Origin of the sequence: Brachyspira sp. (assembly GCF_029258575.1) — a bacterium.
GTDB lineage: Bacteria > Spirochaetota > Brachyspiria > Brachyspirales > Brachyspiraceae > Brachyspira.
On record NZ_JARHYI010000130.1, the window covers coordinates 20000 to 35354 of the forward strand.

Below are 15355 nucleotides of genomic sequence, written 5' to 3' on the forward strand. Positions count from 1 at the left end.
TTAAAACTTTCATTTTTCTTAACACTAAAAAAGAATTATTACACCCACCCAAGCTAGTTTTAATTAAAAAATATTTTTTTACCACAAGTTGCTATATAACTTAATTTTTTTATTCTCATTCTAATAATCAAAAGCATCTTCATCTATATCCATATAGTTTCCAGAATAATAATTAGCTTTCTCTTTAATTAGCATTAGTTTTTTAGGTATTTCCATCAGGAATGATGAAGGAATTTGCTCCATTATTCCAGTACTAATTCTTCTTCTTTTAGAGTATGTGAGATAAAGTTTTCTTTTAGCTCTAGTAATTCCAACATAACAAAGCCTTCTCTCTTCATCAATACCTTTCTCCTCTTCAAGTGAAAAATAATGAGGAAAAACTCCCTGCTCCAAACCAGTAATAAATACAACATCAAATTCTAATCCTTTAGCATTATGAATAGTCATAAGAGTTACATAATCTTCTTTTTCATCATCTGTATTTATATCCCTGTAAAGAGTATTCTCCTCAAGAAATGTTATAAGAGTTGCATTAGGCTCTGTTTCTTTATAATCATAAAAACCTCTGAAAAGCTCTTTTATATTTTCTTCTGCTGTTATTTTTCTCTCATCGCCTTCACTTTTAAATATTGAGAAATAATCTATATCATTTAAAAATTCAAAAAATAATATTTCTATATGAATACCGTCTTCATTTATGATATTTTCTTTTATTTTAACAGCATATTCTTCTATTATATTTTTATATGCCTTTATATTGGAACAAGCCTTTTTGGAAAGATTAGATTCATCAATATAATCAATAGCTTCATAAAGCGTAATTTTCCTTGATGCAGCAAAAGTCTCAAAATTATCTATACTTTTATTTCCTATTCCTCTAGGTGGAGTATTAATAGTTCTTCTAACACTAAAATTATCTCCAAACCCTGTCATAAGTCTTAAAAAAGAAATAGAATCTTTTATCTCAATACGCTCAAAAAAACCAACCCCTCCTATTATTTTGTAGTTTATAGAATGAAGTTTTAATTCTTTTTCATAAGATCTAGATTGGCTATTAGTTCTAAACAATATTACAATATCTCTAGCCTCAAAACCATTATCAAATAAATATTCTATTTCATTAACTACGCTTCTAGCCTCTTCTAAATCATTATAGCAAATCCAATTTTCTATTTTAAACTCATTAGGCTTTTTAGAAAATACATTCTTTTTATGTCTGTTTGTATTATTTTTTATTATATTCAAAGCTGCCTCAACAATATCTTTAGGGCATCTATAATTTTCTTCAAGACGAACTATTTTAGTATTGGGATAATCCTTTTCAAAATCAAGTATATTTAAAACATCAGCACCTCTAAATGCATATATACTCTGATCATCATCACCAACTACAGTTAAATCATTGCCAGCATCTTGAGTTAATAATTTTATAAGTTTATATTGCTGAGGATTAGTGTCCTGAAACTCATCTACTAAAATATATTTCAATTTGTTTCTATAATAATTAAGAACCTTTTTTTCTTGCTCAAATAGTTTTATCGTATTTAATATAAGATCGTCAAAATCCATCACATTTTCATTAATCTCATATTCAATGTATTTTTTATAAACATTTTCAAAAATATCTCTATCAAAAACTATACCATCTTGCATATCATTTTTAATAGCTGATATAAATTTATTAATTAATTTTGGAGTTATACTTTTTGGTACTTCTTGTTCTTTCATTATTTTCTTTATTATAGATGCTTTATCTCCTTCATCTAAAATAAGAAAATTAGATTTATATCCTAAAAAATGTGCATTCTCTTTTAATATTCTAAGGCATGCAGAATGGAAAGTTCTTATAAATAATCTGCTTGGTTTAATATCTGGAAGTAAATCACAAACTCTTTGTTTCATCTCATGAGCGGCTTTATTTGTAAAAGTAACTGCCATTATATTTTCAGGAAGTACTCCAAGTTCATTGATAAGATAAGCTATTTTTCTAGTAATTACTAAAGTTTTTCCGCTTCCAGCTCCTGCAAGTAAAAGCAAGGGAGTTCCTGTATGAAGAATTCCTTCTCTTTGAACTTCGCTTACATTTTCAAGTATATTCATAAATTAAACCTTTATTAAAACTTATTTTAGAAAAGTTTATTAATTATATTGTATATTTTTTATATGTACAACTTCTTTTGATAAAAAAGTTATAAAAAGAATTTATTGTAATTTTATCAATTAAGATTAAAACAGAATTATAAACAATAAAACTTATTAATACAAAATTATACCTAAAGCAGCAGATATTAATATAATAACCAAAATAGGAACTTTTTTTATCTTTAAAAATATTGATAAGGCAAATATAAATATGCCTATAGGGCTGATATATTTAAAAATTTCTTGAATAAAATCAATATTTCTTAAAATAGAATTTTCAGTAAGTTTCACAAAAAAAGCATCTTTAGTAAAAGTTACAACAGCCGAAGTTATTAAAGCAACTGCACATACTCTAAGGGCATTCATTATACTATTAAACTGTTCATTATCTTTCAATTTATAGAAACATTTTGATACTATCATTGTAATAAAAAAAGCAGGCATAAATATTCCCAATGTAGCAAATGAAGAACCTAAAATTCCTGCAACTTCATAGCCTACAAAAGTAGCAGCATTCACAGCAATAGGTCCTGGAGTTATTTGAGATATTGCCACAAGATTAGAAAACTCTGAAGAAGTTATCCAATTATATTCTTCTAATATTCCAAGAAGCAATGCTATTATGGCATATCCTCCGCCATAAGTAAAAAATCCTAATTTAGCAAATATGTAAAAAAGTTTAGCATATACCATTTTTTTAGTCCGAATTAATATTGTTTTTTTATAATATATTTATTGATAATATAATAACCCCATCCTATAAGAGCAGAAATTAGAAGTGCATATATAACATTTAAATGCAAAAATACTACAGATATAAAACTTAATATAAAAAGTACTGCAGTGAATTTATTCTTTATTACCTGTTTACCCATACTAAAAGCTGATAAAAGTATAAGCCCAGCAATAGCACCTCTAATACCTAAAAAAGCCTTATTAACATATATAGTATTTTGAAATTTCTCAAATATAGGAGCTATCATAAGTATAATAATAAATGAAGGCATCATAACTCCAATACCTGCCATTATTCCACCAAATATACCCGCAACTTTAAAGCCAGTTAAAAGCGAAGTGTTTATAGCTATTACTCCGGGAATACTTTGAGAAAGGGCAAATATATCTATAATTTCATCTTTAGTTAAAAACTTTCTTTTATTTACAAACTCATCTTCCATTATAGGAAGCATAGCAAGTCCGCCTCCTATAGTAACAAGACCTATATAAAAAAAAGAAAAAAACATTGTATACCAAGAAGGTTTCTTATTAGAGATATTTGCATCAATAGAATCTATATTTTTTTCATTATCCATAACACTATCCAAACAAAATACTTTTATAAAGTAATAAATTATATCATATTATGTTATTGTCAATAGAAAATGAAAAAATTTTACTTTACATTTTATTTATATAATATTATTTAATATATGTAAAGTAAAGTAGAAATTCTAAAAATTTGGTGGCTGTTAATATTTCTAATCGGTTTAAAAATTAAAAAATTTATTTAACACAGATTAAAGTTTTAAATTTAAAAAACTCAGCATATTATATGTAAATAAAGTGTAAAAATACAACTTGAAATTTAAAATAAATAATATTGAAAAACTATCAAAAATTATATATAATTCTACTATAATCAAAGCTATTGCTATCATTTTATTTTTACATATTTTTATTTTATTTATTTTTATATATATAATAAAAGTAGGGAGCAAATAGATGGAATACGATGTAGAATATTTGAAAAACCAAACTAATATTAATTATGATAAAACTTTATGCTATTGTAAAAATGTATCATATAGAGATGCCTACAGATCTATAGCTGATAATAAAATTACAACATTAGAAGAAGTTGTAGAAAAAACTCAAGCCTCTACAGGTTGCGGCGGCTGTAAAGAACGTATTTTAAGCCTAATAGAATATGCCAAAACAAATAATTATGAACCTCTTAATGTATAATATATAAATCGGCTTATTTATGAATGAAAAAGTACTTAATACTTTAAAAGAACTTAGTATAGAATATAAAGAGTTTGAGGAGGCAGGTGCAACAAAAACTGTTGATGATGCTGCTAAAACTCTGAATATAGAAAGAGGACAGGTTGCTAAATCTATACTTGTAAAACCATCAAAAAAAGAACATTTTGCAATGATAATAGCTTCAGGAGATAAAAAAATTTCTTCTAAAAAAATGCGTTCCTATTTTGAATGTAAAACCAGCTTTGCAAATGCAGAAGACACTTTTAAACTTACAGGCTTTACTTTCGGAGGAGTATGCCCTTTCGGTATAGATAAAAATATTGATGTACTTGTAGATAAAAGTATGAAAAGATTTGAGGCACTTTATATAGCTTGCGGAAGCGACAGCTCTTTAGCTAAAATGACTTATGAAGAAATATTAGAAAAAATTTCTAATGTAGAAGTTGAACTCACAGAAGACTAATTTACTAATTAATTATTATAGTAAGTATATATATGGTTTAGGTATTCCCATATACTTATTTTCAGGAGCTATAAAAATGGCTAAAGAATTAAAATAGCAGTTTTTTATCAATTAATAAAATGATGAATTAACTATCAAATATCTATCCTTTCCTTTAGTGTTAACATCAGGATTATAAACTATATAAATATCATCACCAAGCTCAACATATCTCAAAAGCGTATCATCTGACATAAAATCACCTTTAACATAAATAGCTGAACCAGGTGCCATAGGACAATTATACTGTATAGTAATAATTTTAGGCTTGGTTTCTATGTAACCTTTATATCCGTATAAACCGTTTCTGTCGTTTTTATAATTTGCCTCAAGCCAAGTAGCATAAAGCTCACTCCAATCTTTAAACTGCTTTATATTTTTATTTGCAGCATAAAGTATAGCCTTGTAAGTACCTTTATATTCATCAGGGGCATTTGCTATATCTTTATAAATTTCAAAACCATTTTTAGAATGAAGCCCAAGCCAATACATAAATAAAGAAACTGTAGCATATTTATGCACTGTGTAGCCCTGATTCCAATTAAGAAAATAATCTCCTTTTGTTATTAAATACATAGAATCGCTGTTATAATAATTAAGTCTGTTTGAAGGAACTTTTCCTCTGTATGCAATAACTGCCGCCTCGGATAATGCCTCATCAACCCATATATCGAATGAACTGCTGCTTTTATTTTTAAGTTGACTGTAATGTATAACATGATGAAGTTCATGAGCTATAGTATTTACAACAGATTCTATATTATCCCATCCATTTATATAATCCAAAAATATTATATTCTCATCATCATTTTTTATCTCTTCAAGCCCGTCCAAAATAGAATAACCCTGCATATAAGGTTTATCTCCTGTATATCCGCCGTTAATATTCATTATCAAAAGAGTTAATCTTCCATTTAATTTGCCGTATAAATATTCTTCCATCTCATATATTTTTGATAATTCTGATATAATGCTTTCTAATTCTCTTTCATTTATGTTTAATCCATTTTCCAAAAATATATCTATTTTGGAAGTTGAATATATATTTTTTGCTTTAAGAGTTTCTTTAGAATAATTATTATTTATATATCTTACAGCATTAAAAGTTTTTTCTGTATTTTTTCCTTTATAAATATTATAACTTACAGGAGTTTTCAATACTTCATTTAGAGTACTGTATTCTTTGGCATTTAGAATAAATATATTGAATACAAATATAAACAGTATTAAATATTTTTTCATTATTGTAGCTCCTTATAAAATTATAATGCATTTAATAATTAGTATCGGAAAATAATAAAAAACTGTTCATAAAAACTCGATAAAAAAAGACTTACCTATATAGGCAAGCCTTTTGATTTTTTAGTATTATTAATTTTATATTATGATTCTATATTACTAGTAGTATTATCTGAATTATCACCAATACTATTCCAGATATTATTTAATTTATCCTGAAATATAGCAACAGTTACAGGAGATATAAAAAGTGCTAATATTACTAATAATATTGTATTGTCTTCGCTACTCTCCATTCCAACTTTTTTGGGCATTTCTGTATTAACCATTTTACCATATTTATAAATCCAATAAAAAGTATATAAACCGCAGGTTACTATTGATAATATCAATTCTAATGTTGGATTTATATCTTCTCTTTCCATAAAATTTTTGATTTCTTCTGTGGTTTTATAAATCCAATAAATATAATATATTCCGCATGTAACTATAATTAAAACTACAATCATAGGAATACTTCTAACTGTTCCTTTATATATCATTAAACCTCCATGACATGTTTTTTATTGTGAGATAATTATATGTTATTTACTAAAATAGTCAATATATTAGAATATTATTTTACATTTTTCATAGAGTATTCTTATTTTTTCAAAAGTTTTATATAACTATCAATTTTGTTCTTCAAAAAATGTTTTATATATACTTTTAATAGCCTTATTTAGATCATTATTTTTAATTCCTATCATAATACTAACTTCGCTTATTCCCTGATTAAGCATTTCTATATTGATATTACATTTCTCCATAGCATGCATAGCTCTAGCAGAAACTCCTACACATTGCTGCATACCTTCTCCTACAAGCATAATCAAAGCAAGCCCATGTTCAAAATATATATTATCTACATTAAGTTCATCTCTTACTCTTTCATATATACGCTTTTCTTTTTCAGGTGTAATTGCTGAATTTCTTACTATTACAGATATATTATCGATTCCAGAAGGAGCATGCTGATAAGGTATATTTTCATTTTCTATTATTTCTAAAAGCTTTCTTCCAAAACCAACTTCCCTGTTCATTAAGTATTTACTAACATAAAGACATGAAAAATCATCTTCTCCAGAAACACCAACTACAGGATTAACAGCCTTATTTCTATTTGCAACTATTTTAGTACCTTTAGCCGAAGGATTATTAGTATTAAGTATATGAACAGGTATATTTGCTTCATAAACAGGCTGAAGTGCCTCTGCATGAAGAACATTAAATCCTCCATAGCTTAATTCTCTCATCTCTCTATATGTAAACTCATCTATCAATTTAGGATGATCCACTATAGTAGGAGCAGCAGCAAATACACCATCTACATCAGTAAAGTTTTCATAAACTTCAGCTTGAACGGCTTTAGCTAATATGGCACCTGTAATATCACTTCCTCCTCTAGGAAAAGTTACTATATCGCCTTTTTCTGTATATCCGAAAAATCCGGGGAATATCACTAAAGCATCTTCATCTTTTAATTTAGATAAATTATCATAAGATTTTTCAAGTACAGTGGCATTACCAAATTCCTCTGAAAGTAAAAGTCCTGCATCTTTAGGATTCACATATTTTGCTTTTACTCCTATAGAATTAATATAAGCAGCCATTACTTTAGCAGATAAATCTTCTCCTAATGACTTAACCCCATCTATAAACTTTATTGCTATAGATTTATCTTCAGATATTCTTTTTAGAATATCATTTTGAATCTCTTCTAAAATATCATTAGAAAGGGAAAGTTCATCTATAATATTTTTGAATCTCTCTATAATAATCTTTAATTCTAACTTTCCATCTTTTCCAGAAATAATAGTTTCAGCAAGAGTGATAAGCAAGTCGGTTACTTTAGTATCTTCTTTAATACTTTTACCAGGAGCTGATACAACTATAATTTTTCTTTCCTTATCGGCTAGAATTATATCAACTACTTTTTTTATCTGACTTGCATTTACTACAGAAGAACCGCCAAATTTTGCAACTTTCATTTTTACTTATCCTCCATAAAAATTTTAAAAATTAATATAATATATAACAGTATAAAATCACTTTTATTTTAATTACATATTTATAACAATCAGCTATTAAATTTCGATAAATATTGAAATAAATTAAGTAAAATATTTATTTTATTAATATCAAAATATGATATATTAAATTGAAATATAATTAATAAAGCTATTTTTTATTCAATATATTGTGCAAATTTACGATACTTTAATATAATATTTATATACTTTGAAGATGTAATTAATTATGAATGAAAATATTTTAGTAGTAGAGCATAGAACAGATCTATTAGAAAGATTTGTTGATATATTAAGAGCAAGACATTATAACCCTATATCAACCAAATCTCGTTCGCAGGCAGTTAATATCTCTAATGAAAGTACATTAGATTTGATACTTTTAGATGCTGATATAGGAGATTCTCAAGGTCTTCATCTTTTAGATACATTTAAAAATCAGGAATCTACTAAAGGAACTCCTGTAATACTTCTAAGCACTCCGTATAGAAAAATGGAGTTTATAGAAGAAGCAATAAATCTAGGAATTGACGGACTTATATTTATACCTTTCGATGAAATGGAGCTTGTTGTAAGAGTAAATAGCTGCCTAAAATTTAGAAAGCTATATGTAGAACATCAAAAATTAATTAAACAGGCTGATTATCTTCAAAACTCTTTAACTGATATGACTGAAGTTTCAAATAGAAATTATCAATCATATAAAGAAGCTCAGAAAAAATATGATGATATATTGAATATAGATTTGGAAACAGGGCTTTGGAATAAAAAAGAATTTTATGAGCAATTTTCAAGACTGCTTTATGAAACTGTAAGGCATGAAGAAACTATTGTACTCGCTTGCTTTTCTATAGACGGTCTTGATAATATTATAAGCGAATTCGGAATAATTGCAGCTGAAGAGATAATGCTGAAATTTACTGAAGTGCTTAGAAAAACTACAAGAAAAGAAGATATTATAGCAAGATTTGATAATAATCAATTTATGGTTACTTTCAATAGGATGAATATAAAACTATATGATAAAAAAATAGATGAGATAAGAAATTTCGTTGATAAAAATGAACTTGAATATAATGGAATTATAATAAAATATACTATCTCTGTAGGAATATCATATACTGCATATAAGAAAAACTATCATATAGAAAATATGGATAAAGAAATTGCACCTGTACTTTTAGCACTTCATAATGCAAAAAGAAGGGGGTTTGCAAGTTTATTTGTGCATCCTACACTTATTAAAAGGTAATATCAATTTTATGATTATTAATCTTGATAAAAATAATAATGAAAGTATATTGTATGCGGCAAATGAAGTTGTAAAAGTTATAAATGATGGAGGAATAGTTGTTTCTCCTACAGATACAGTTTATGGAATGCTTGCCGATGCTTTCAATACCGATGCTGTGAATAAGATATATTCTATCAAAGAAAGAGAGAAGAATAAACCTCTTTTGATTCTTTTAAGTAATTTAGAGAGCGTATCAAAATTTTCTGATAAAGAAGTACCTGATAAAATCAAAAAAAATATACCTGGCGAATTAACTTTCATTATGCCTCTTTTTAATGAATTAAAAAACACATTCTCATATTTAAAAGATACTGTAGCTTTAAGAATACCTAATGATAAATATATGCAGTTTATATTAAAAGGCACTAATCCTTTAGTAGCTCCTTCAGCCAATCCTAGCGGTTACGGAGTGATACTTGACGGCAATGAATTAGTAGAACTTTACAAAGATAAAGCTGACTTAATAATTAATGCAGGAGTATTAGAAAATAAAATGCCTTCCACACTTTATGACTGCTTAGAAAATAAAGTTCTTCGTCAGGGTGCTGTTCATTTAAATTAAAATAAACGCCGACTATTGACATTTTTGTCAAATAGTTTATTATTAAATAATTGATAGAATGTGATAAATTTATCAAAAATTTTTAGAGGGGGCTTTTATGTTTAATTATAAAAAGGAAGATATAATTCAATTAACAACAGAAAAGCAAATAGAAGATTTTTTTGAATCTCAAAATATAAAAGATTTCAAAGAAAAAGAGAATATTTTAAAAGATGTTATGTCAATAGATGAAGTATTTGATGTTCCTGGTGATTATACAGATGAAGATAATTATTTAGCAATTCTATCTGCTTTTATAGAGGGTTCTTGGAGGCTATTTTGAATATTGATAAATATGATATTAAAAAAATATCAGATTCTTTAAATTTGAATGAAGAATATATAAATTATATAATAGATGACTTTAACAATATATTACAGCCATTTATAACCAAAAATTATTTATCTCATTTAGTTTCTGCAATTGAAGATGTTATTAATGATAAAGTAAAGAAAGAATTAAAACATAGAATGGAAAATGAAAAAGATGATACGAAGAGGCAAGAATTATTTACTTTAATGGAAGCTAAACATTATAGATTATTCCCTATTTTGATAGAACCTTTTACTATATATAATAAGAGAAAAGCCCAAATTATAACTTTTGCTAAAAGAAATATTGGTGCTGGTGCTATAATTTATTATGATGATAGATTGGAAGATAAACAAAAAAGATTGTTGATAGCACATGAACTTGGTCATTTATATATGAAATATGTATCCACTAAAAAGAATGAAAAAGAATTGGAAAAAGTTGTAACAGTGTTTTCAATATTAGCTATTTTAGATAAAGATGATTTTTATAGAAATAGAAGCAAATCATTAATATCAAAAGGTATTGATGAAATTCTTTCTAATGTGGAACGGTTGTTTAAATTCAAATAATTTTTTAATTATCAATTTTCATATAAACCCCATCAATACTCTTTTGAATCTCAATAGTTTTTTCAATAACGCTAATAACTTTCTGTATATGCATAATGTCATTAAGAGTAAGAGTTTCGCGAGCCTTTATATATTTTTCTATAGGCTTGTAACCTCCGATTGAATAATTGTATACCTCTTCGCTGACATTGTCGAAATACTGTGAGGAGTTGATTTTTATTTTGTTATTTTCAAATTTACAGAAAAATTTTATTCTGCGTGCGGTTAATAAATTAAAGAATTTAAAATAAATTTTGGGGTGGGTGGGCGGGCAGAGTAGATTAAAAAAATAAAAAAGACTTACCATTATAAAATAACAGCAAGCCCAATAAAAATGTATATATTATTTTTTAATTAGTAGTATCAGCAGAATCATTTTTTACACCAGTGAGTGATTCTTCTATAGTAGGGGCAGAAGATGATTTTCCTTCGCCTATAACAGATTTTGCAAGATTCTTTATTTTATCGCTTGCAGATGAATCGGCTAATTTTTTTATAGCTTCATACATATTTCCAGTAGGAGCTGAATCTTTGTATAAACTAATTATTTCTGAAGTGATAGCTTCAGAGTTATCATTTTTAAGCCTATAAAGAAGAAGTTCCTCTATTTCAGGTTCAGATTTATAATCAGATAAAGCCTTGATAGCATAAAGTCTTACAGAATCGCTGTCATTTTTAGCTGCTTCTATAATGTCTTTTTTTACATCGCCGTAAGCACTGTATTCTGGAAGTACATATATAACCCTAGCAGTAATTTCAGGTAAATCTTCAGCTAGAAGTTTCTGTAATATCTCATAATTTTCAGCACTAGGATAAGCACCCAAAGCTACAACTCCCATATAACGAACCAAAGCAGGCTCTCCTGCATTCTGTGCTGCATTTTTACAGATATCTTCACCTTTAGTATTTTTTGTTTCGCTGAAATATCTCAATATCTCAACTTTTGTAGATGAACCTATAGTATTATTAGTATACTGCTCCAATAAATAATCAGCTGCAATTTCCGATTTTATAGCACCCAAAGCATTTACCATACTATCCAATACAAGACCAGATGCATTTGTAATTTCTGCCATTATAGGAACTTCATATTTTATATCAGGATAAATAGAGCATAAATAATAAGCATCTTTTCTTACACTATCATTCTCATCTTTAATAGCATACTCTATCACCATTTTTGCATTATCATTTTTATTTTGCTTGAAGAAATTAATAATCTCGCTTTTTACTCTATTATTCATTTCTTCAGGATAATGATTAGCAATCATAGTAATATCAGCTTCATTTTTTGTTCTTTTTATTTTAGCTATTGTAGCTATTTTTTGAGTAGGAGTACCATATTTGAAAGCCTTTTCATATTCAGCATTAGCCAAGCTTGATGAAACAGATGAAGTATTAGTTTCACTTATAGGAGTGCTAGGAGCTTCATTTGTAGGGCTTTCTGCAAATACTTCAAAATTAATAATTGTAGTGAATAAAAAAGTAAATAATATTATATTTCTCATAAAATAAAAATTTCCTTAAAGTTGATAATAAACCCCCTTTAATATTATAATAATAAAGGAGGTTTAAAGTTTTATATAAAAAATTAATTTCCTTGAAATGTGCTTTCTTGTTTTACATCCAAACTAGAAATATATGTATTATACTTTACCATATCTTCATCATTTTCTATAATAACAAATTCATATCTTCTCAATTCATTTTGAGCAGGATATTCAGGAAGAGCCTCTCCTAAAGGACTTTCTATAACCCTATCAGAAGCAACCCCTTTAGCCAATAGATACGATCTTCCGTTTTTAGCCCTTATAACAGATAAATTATAGTTATAAGGATAAGCTTTACCTCTATTACTTGTATGAGCTTCTAGAACAATATTTATATCTGGATTTTTATCTAAAAACTCTATAACCTGAGTAAAAGATTTATCTGCTGTAGCGGGCATATTAGTTTCTACAAATTTAAATATCACTTTAGGTGTAGTTTCCAATATTCTTCCTCTATCAGTTTCTCTTATAGAGGTATTAGCAGGAAGATAAAGCTCTTTATTTTCAGAAGCTAATGTTTTAGTTTCTTCTTGTTTCGGCTTTTCTTCTATTTCTTCTACTGCAGCAGGCTCATCTGCTATAACAACATCTTCAGGAGTAGTACTTTTAGGTGTACTCTTACATGCTATAACAAAGATCAATAAACTAAAAATAAATAAAAGTTTTTTCATTATTTTACTTAAACCTCGGCATTAATTTTTTTCTTTATTAATGTCGACAGTTTTAGCAAAATCGTTATATTTTTTCAAATCAGCTTCATTCATTATGATAATAAATTCACTTCTTCTATTTTCCTGAAGAGTAGGATATTCAGGTAAAGCCTCCCCGAATGCATTTTTAAGTAATTTACTGTTTTCCACACCTAATTTGATTATATAATTATAACTTTTATCAGATCTTCTTTGAGATAATTTGTAATTGTATGGAGCAGGACCATCTTTACTGGAATTTCCTTCTACCATTATTCTAACATTAGGATTATTATTTATTATTTGATGTACTAGATTATATGCCTCTTTATAGCTTCCTATTTCTATAGTATTATCAAAACTGAATTTTACCTCGTAGGTACTTCCTTTTTTTCCAATATCTGATTTAGATTTAGGATCATGCAAAACTAATACTTTTCCCCTTGGAGTTTCTCTTACACTAGCTCCGTCTGGTAAATTTAACCCCTTGGCATTTTGATTATTACCTTCTGTTGTTTGAAATCCAGCTCCTTTCTCAGGTCCATTAGCTACAGGTGCACTTTTACAAGCCACTATGGAAATAATGATTAAACACATAATTAAAAATACTTTTTTCATGATTATTTTCCCTTATAAAAATCATATTTATATTCTGATATCATATTAAAATAATTAACATAATACATCTTCATATATTTATAACAAGACAATAATATATTTGTAAAATCATTATGTATGGTTATCAATATATAAAGTTATTTTTTTACATATAATACATTTTATAGAACTATTTTGTGGATTTTATATATATGCATTCAAATGTATCACCCAAATTTTTCTTTTTAGCTACTGAATTGTATATTTTTGATAAAAAACCATTTTTTTTGATAAAATTAAAGCCAAATATATCACATAATCTATTATAATAAACACTTTGATTTTCAATATTAACACATTTTAATGAATATTTAGACATAAGTATATCAAGAGATTTAGGATTAGTTTCAAAGGCATGATCTGAAGGCACTATAGAAAAATAATTCTTATTAAATCTTCCGCTTAATCCGTTACCATTAGGTGTAGCAAAGGCTAAAATACCATCATCTCTAAGAGAATATATCATACGCTCCAAAATAGTTTCAAAATTATATATATGCTCTATAACATACCAAGCAGTTATTATATCATATTCTTTTTCTTTGTACTCAAAATCAAGTAAAGAACAATTATGTACATTAAGATTGAGAGTATTTATACAATAATTAGAGGCATATTCACTTATTTCTATTCCCTCTGTTTCATAACCGCATTCTCTTGCCTCTTTAAGGAAAAATCCCATTGCACTTCCTATATCAAGAACTTTTCCATTAGGTTTTATTTTCTTTATTTTTTCCAATCTTCTTTTGGCTAAAGCTGTTAAATTGGTACTGTCTTCCTCATAAGTTTTACCGTACTGATTCTTATAATCTTCTACAAAATATTTTGATGAATAATCTGTAAAAGGAGGAAGAAAATATTTTCTAAATAAAGTATTACATTTTCTGCATTTATATAGATTAGATTCTAAATTTCTATTTTTCATCTCTATACGGATACTTTGACAAAAAGGACATTTTATATTTTTGAAATCTTTAATATTATCTATTATAATTTTTATACGCTCTAAAGATTTTTCGGTATTTATCAATTCGCCTTTGTTTATATGCTGATTATTATTATTAAATAGAAATTCTCTCAATTTTGACACAGCAGTATTTGTATCTATATCCTGAAAAAAGCCCAAATTAAAAAATAATTCCTTCTGATTTTCTCCCAAATCATCATGATACTTTGTAGGCGAAAGCAATATTACAGGTATTGAAGATTCCAAACATTCAAAAGCAGTAAGTCCAAAATATGTCATTACAGCACTATATGGATTTAAAAATATATCTGTTCCGAAATTTTTGTATTTGATATTATCATATTCACTTTCTTTTTCTGAGTCTATCAAAACAAAATTTTTATCTTTTATTTTGCTTATTATATCTATAGCTTTCTTTTTTAATTCATTATTAAATCCCAAATAAAGTAAAACAGGAGCATCGGCATCATATTTAGGTTTTATATTAGAATTTAGTATAGTTACTATAAAAGGCTTTATATTAACCTCTTTAGAATTATCCAAATTCGGAAGCATTTCTATAACTATATCAGCAAATGCTCTCTCATTGCCCGCACTATCTACTATTATAACATTACTTATTTTTTTTAATTCTATTATATATTTAGATTCTACTTCCCTGTTGTCTACTATTATTAAATATGGTTTTATATTTTTTATTTCATTATACTTACAAGTTGTTATACTGCTATCTTT

The 15355-nt window shown here is 26.8% G+C and carries 17 protein-coding genes; 6 read left to right on the top strand and 11 right to left on the bottom strand.

Features of this window, described 5'->3' with window-relative positions:
- Positions 1-120: 120 nt before the first annotated feature.
- The 3 genes from Q1J76_RS10180 to Q1J76_RS10190 all read right to left on the bottom strand — a co-directional run bounded on the left by Q1J76_RS10180 (position 121) and on the right by Q1J76_RS10190 (position 3455).
- The gene (locus tag Q1J76_RS10180) at positions 121-2100 is read right to left on the bottom strand and encodes an ATP-dependent helicase (RefSeq protein ID WP_300369968.1); all 1980 of its coding nucleotides are present in this window, start codon (positions 2098-2100) and stop codon (positions 121-123) included.
- Between the two features lie 156 nt (positions 2101-2256).
- Positions 2257-2835, bottom strand: a complete 579-nt coding sequence (locus Q1J76_RS10185; RefSeq protein WP_300369969.1) for a chromate transporter — start codon at positions 2833-2835, stop codon at positions 2257-2259.
- A gap of 14 nt (positions 2836-2849) precedes the next feature.
- Positions 2850-3455, bottom strand: a complete 606-nt coding sequence (locus Q1J76_RS10190; protein WP_300369970.1) for a chromate transporter — start codon at positions 3453-3455, stop codon at positions 2850-2852.
- 409 nt (positions 3456-3864) lie between these two features.
- Here Q1J76_RS10190 and Q1J76_RS10195 point away from each other — a divergent pair, with 409 nt between their 5' ends.
- Together Q1J76_RS10195 and Q1J76_RS10200 are read left to right on the top strand one after the other, a co-directional pair.
- A complete protein-coding gene (locus Q1J76_RS10195) occupies positions 3865-4107 on the top strand; it encodes a (2Fe-2S)-binding protein (RefSeq protein ID WP_300369971.1) in 243 nt (80 codons plus the stop codon).
- A 19-nt stretch (positions 4108-4126) separates the two neighbouring features.
- Positions 4127-4591 carry a YbaK/EbsC family protein gene (locus tag Q1J76_RS10200; RefSeq protein ID WP_300369972.1) on the top strand — a complete coding sequence of 155 codons (465 nt, stop codon included), beginning with the start codon at positions 4127-4129 and terminating at the stop codon, positions 4589-4591.
- A 111-nt stretch (positions 4592-4702) separates the two neighbouring features.
- Here the strand turns inward: Q1J76_RS10200 and Q1J76_RS10205 are convergent, their stop codons facing one another.
- The 3 genes from Q1J76_RS10205 to Q1J76_RS10215 all read right to left on the bottom strand — a co-directional run bounded on the left by Q1J76_RS10205 (position 4703) and on the right by Q1J76_RS10215 (position 7899).
- Entirely contained in the window at positions 4703-5872 is a 1170-nt protein-coding gene (locus Q1J76_RS10205; protein WP_300369973.1) for a DUF2268 domain-containing putative Zn-dependent protease, read from the bottom strand.
- Between the two features lie 140 nt (positions 5873-6012).
- Entirely contained in the window at positions 6013-6408 is a 396-nt protein-coding gene (locus Q1J76_RS10210) for a DUF4234 domain-containing protein (protein ID WP_300369984.1), read from the bottom strand.
- Between the two features lie 132 nt (positions 6409-6540).
- On the bottom strand, positions 6541-7899 hold the full coding sequence (locus tag Q1J76_RS10215) for an aspartate kinase (protein WP_300369974.1): 1359 nt from the start codon (positions 7897-7899) through the stop codon (positions 6541-6543).
- 268 nt (positions 7900-8167) lie between these two features.
- Between Q1J76_RS10215 and Q1J76_RS10220 the strand changes: the two genes are divergently transcribed.
- From Q1J76_RS10220 to Q1J76_RS10235, 4 genes are all read left to right on the top strand, one after another.
- Positions 8168-9190 (top strand): GGDEF domain-containing response regulator, encoded by a 1023-nt coding sequence (locus tag Q1J76_RS10220; RefSeq protein WP_300369975.1) that lies wholly within the window; start codon positions 8168-8170, stop codon positions 9188-9190.
- Between the two features lie 10 nt (positions 9191-9200).
- Positions 9201-9794 carry an L-threonylcarbamoyladenylate synthase gene (locus Q1J76_RS10225; RefSeq protein ID WP_300369976.1) on the top strand — a complete coding sequence of 198 codons (594 nt, stop codon included), beginning with the start codon at positions 9201-9203 and terminating at the stop codon, positions 9792-9794.
- A 97-nt stretch (positions 9795-9891) separates the two neighbouring features.
- Positions 9892-10116, top strand: coding sequence for a hypothetical protein (locus Q1J76_RS10230; RefSeq protein ID WP_300369977.1), 225 nt, complete (start codon positions 9892-9894; stop codon positions 10114-10116).
- On the top strand, positions 10113-10718 hold the full coding sequence (locus Q1J76_RS10235; RefSeq protein ID WP_300369978.1) for an ImmA/IrrE family metallo-endopeptidase: 606 nt from the start codon (positions 10113-10115) through the stop codon (positions 10716-10718). Before Q1J76_RS10230 ends, Q1J76_RS10235 begins: the two co-directional genes overlap by 4 nt.
- 4 nt (positions 10719-10722) lie before the next feature.
- Here Q1J76_RS10235 and Q1J76_RS10240 read toward each other — a convergent pair whose 3' ends face one another.
- The 5 genes from Q1J76_RS10240 to Q1J76_RS10260 all read right to left on the bottom strand — a co-directional run.
- Complete coding sequence (locus tag Q1J76_RS10240; RefSeq protein ID WP_300369979.1) at positions 10723-11064, bottom strand: type ISP restriction/modification enzyme; 342 nt, start codon at positions 11062-11064, stop codon at positions 10723-10725.
- A 43-nt stretch (positions 11065-11107) separates the two neighbouring features.
- Positions 11108-12265: a HEAT repeat domain-containing protein gene (locus Q1J76_RS10245; RefSeq protein ID WP_300369980.1), complete on the bottom strand. Its 1158-nt coding sequence runs from the start codon at positions 12263-12265 to the stop codon at positions 11108-11110.
- Between the two features lie 83 nt (positions 12266-12348).
- On the bottom strand, positions 12349-12978 hold the full coding sequence (locus tag Q1J76_RS10250; protein ID WP_300369981.1) for an OmpA family protein: 630 nt from the start codon (positions 12976-12978) through the stop codon (positions 12349-12351).
- Between the two features lie 21 nt (positions 12979-12999).
- Positions 13000-13614 carry an OmpA family protein gene (locus Q1J76_RS10255; protein WP_300369982.1) on the bottom strand — a complete coding sequence of 205 codons (615 nt, stop codon included), beginning with the start codon at positions 13612-13614 and terminating at the stop codon, positions 13000-13002.
- A gap of 169 nt (positions 13615-13783) precedes the next feature.
- Positions 13784-15355 (bottom strand): class I SAM-dependent methyltransferase (locus tag Q1J76_RS10260; protein ID WP_300369983.1); only part of this gene is annotated, 1572 nt, incomplete at its 5' end.

Bases quoted from the DNA above. Each gene is read 5' to 3' on its own strand.
- Q1J76_RS10255 (WP_300369982.1), bottom strand. From the start codon at position 13,614: ATGAAAAAAGTATTTTTAATTATGTGTTTAATCATTATTTCCATAGTG.
- Q1J76_RS10215 (WP_300369974.1), bottom strand. From the start codon at position 7,899: ATGAAAGTTGCAAAATTTGGCGGTTCTTCTGTAGTAAATGCAAGTCAG.
- Q1J76_RS10200 (WP_300369972.1), top strand. From the start codon at position 4,127: ATGAATGAAAAAGTACTTAATACTTTAAAAGAACTTAGTATAGAATAT.
- Q1J76_RS10195 (WP_300369971.1), top strand. From the start codon at position 3,865: ATGGAATACGATGTAGAATATTTGAAAAACCAAACTAATATTAATTAT.
- Q1J76_RS10240 (WP_300369979.1), bottom strand. From the start codon at position 11,064: ATGGTAAGTCTTTTTTATTTTTTTAATCTACTCTGCCCGCCCACCCAC.
- Q1J76_RS10230 (WP_300369977.1), top strand. From the start codon at position 9,892: ATGTTTAATTATAAAAAGGAAGATATAATTCAATTAACAACAGAAAAG.
- Q1J76_RS10180 (WP_300369968.1), bottom strand. From the start codon at position 2,100: ATGAATATACTTGAAAATGTAAGCGAAGTTCAAAGAGAAGGAATTCTT.
- Q1J76_RS10250 (WP_300369981.1), bottom strand. From the start codon at position 12,978: ATGAAAAAACTTTTATTTATTTTTAGTTTATTGATCTTTGTTATAGCA.
- Q1J76_RS10190 (WP_300369970.1), bottom strand. From the start codon at position 3,455: ATGGATAATGAAAAAAATATAGATTCTATTGATGCAAATATCTCTAAT.
- Q1J76_RS10225 (WP_300369976.1), top strand. From the start codon at position 9,201: ATGATTATTAATCTTGATAAAAATAATAATGAAAGTATATTGTATGCG.
- Q1J76_RS10220 (WP_300369975.1), top strand. From the start codon at position 8,168: ATGAATGAAAATATTTTAGTAGTAGAGCATAGAACAGATCTATTAGAA.
- Q1J76_RS10245 (WP_300369980.1), bottom strand. From the start codon at position 12,265: ATGAGAAATATAATATTATTTACTTTTTTATTCACTACAATTATTAAT.
- Q1J76_RS10205 (WP_300369973.1), bottom strand. From the start codon at position 5,872: ATGAAAAAATATTTAATACTGTTTATATTTGTATTCAATATATTTATT.
- Q1J76_RS10185 (WP_300369969.1), bottom strand. From the start codon at position 2,835: ATGGTATATGCTAAACTTTTTTACATATTTGCTAAATTAGGATTTTTT.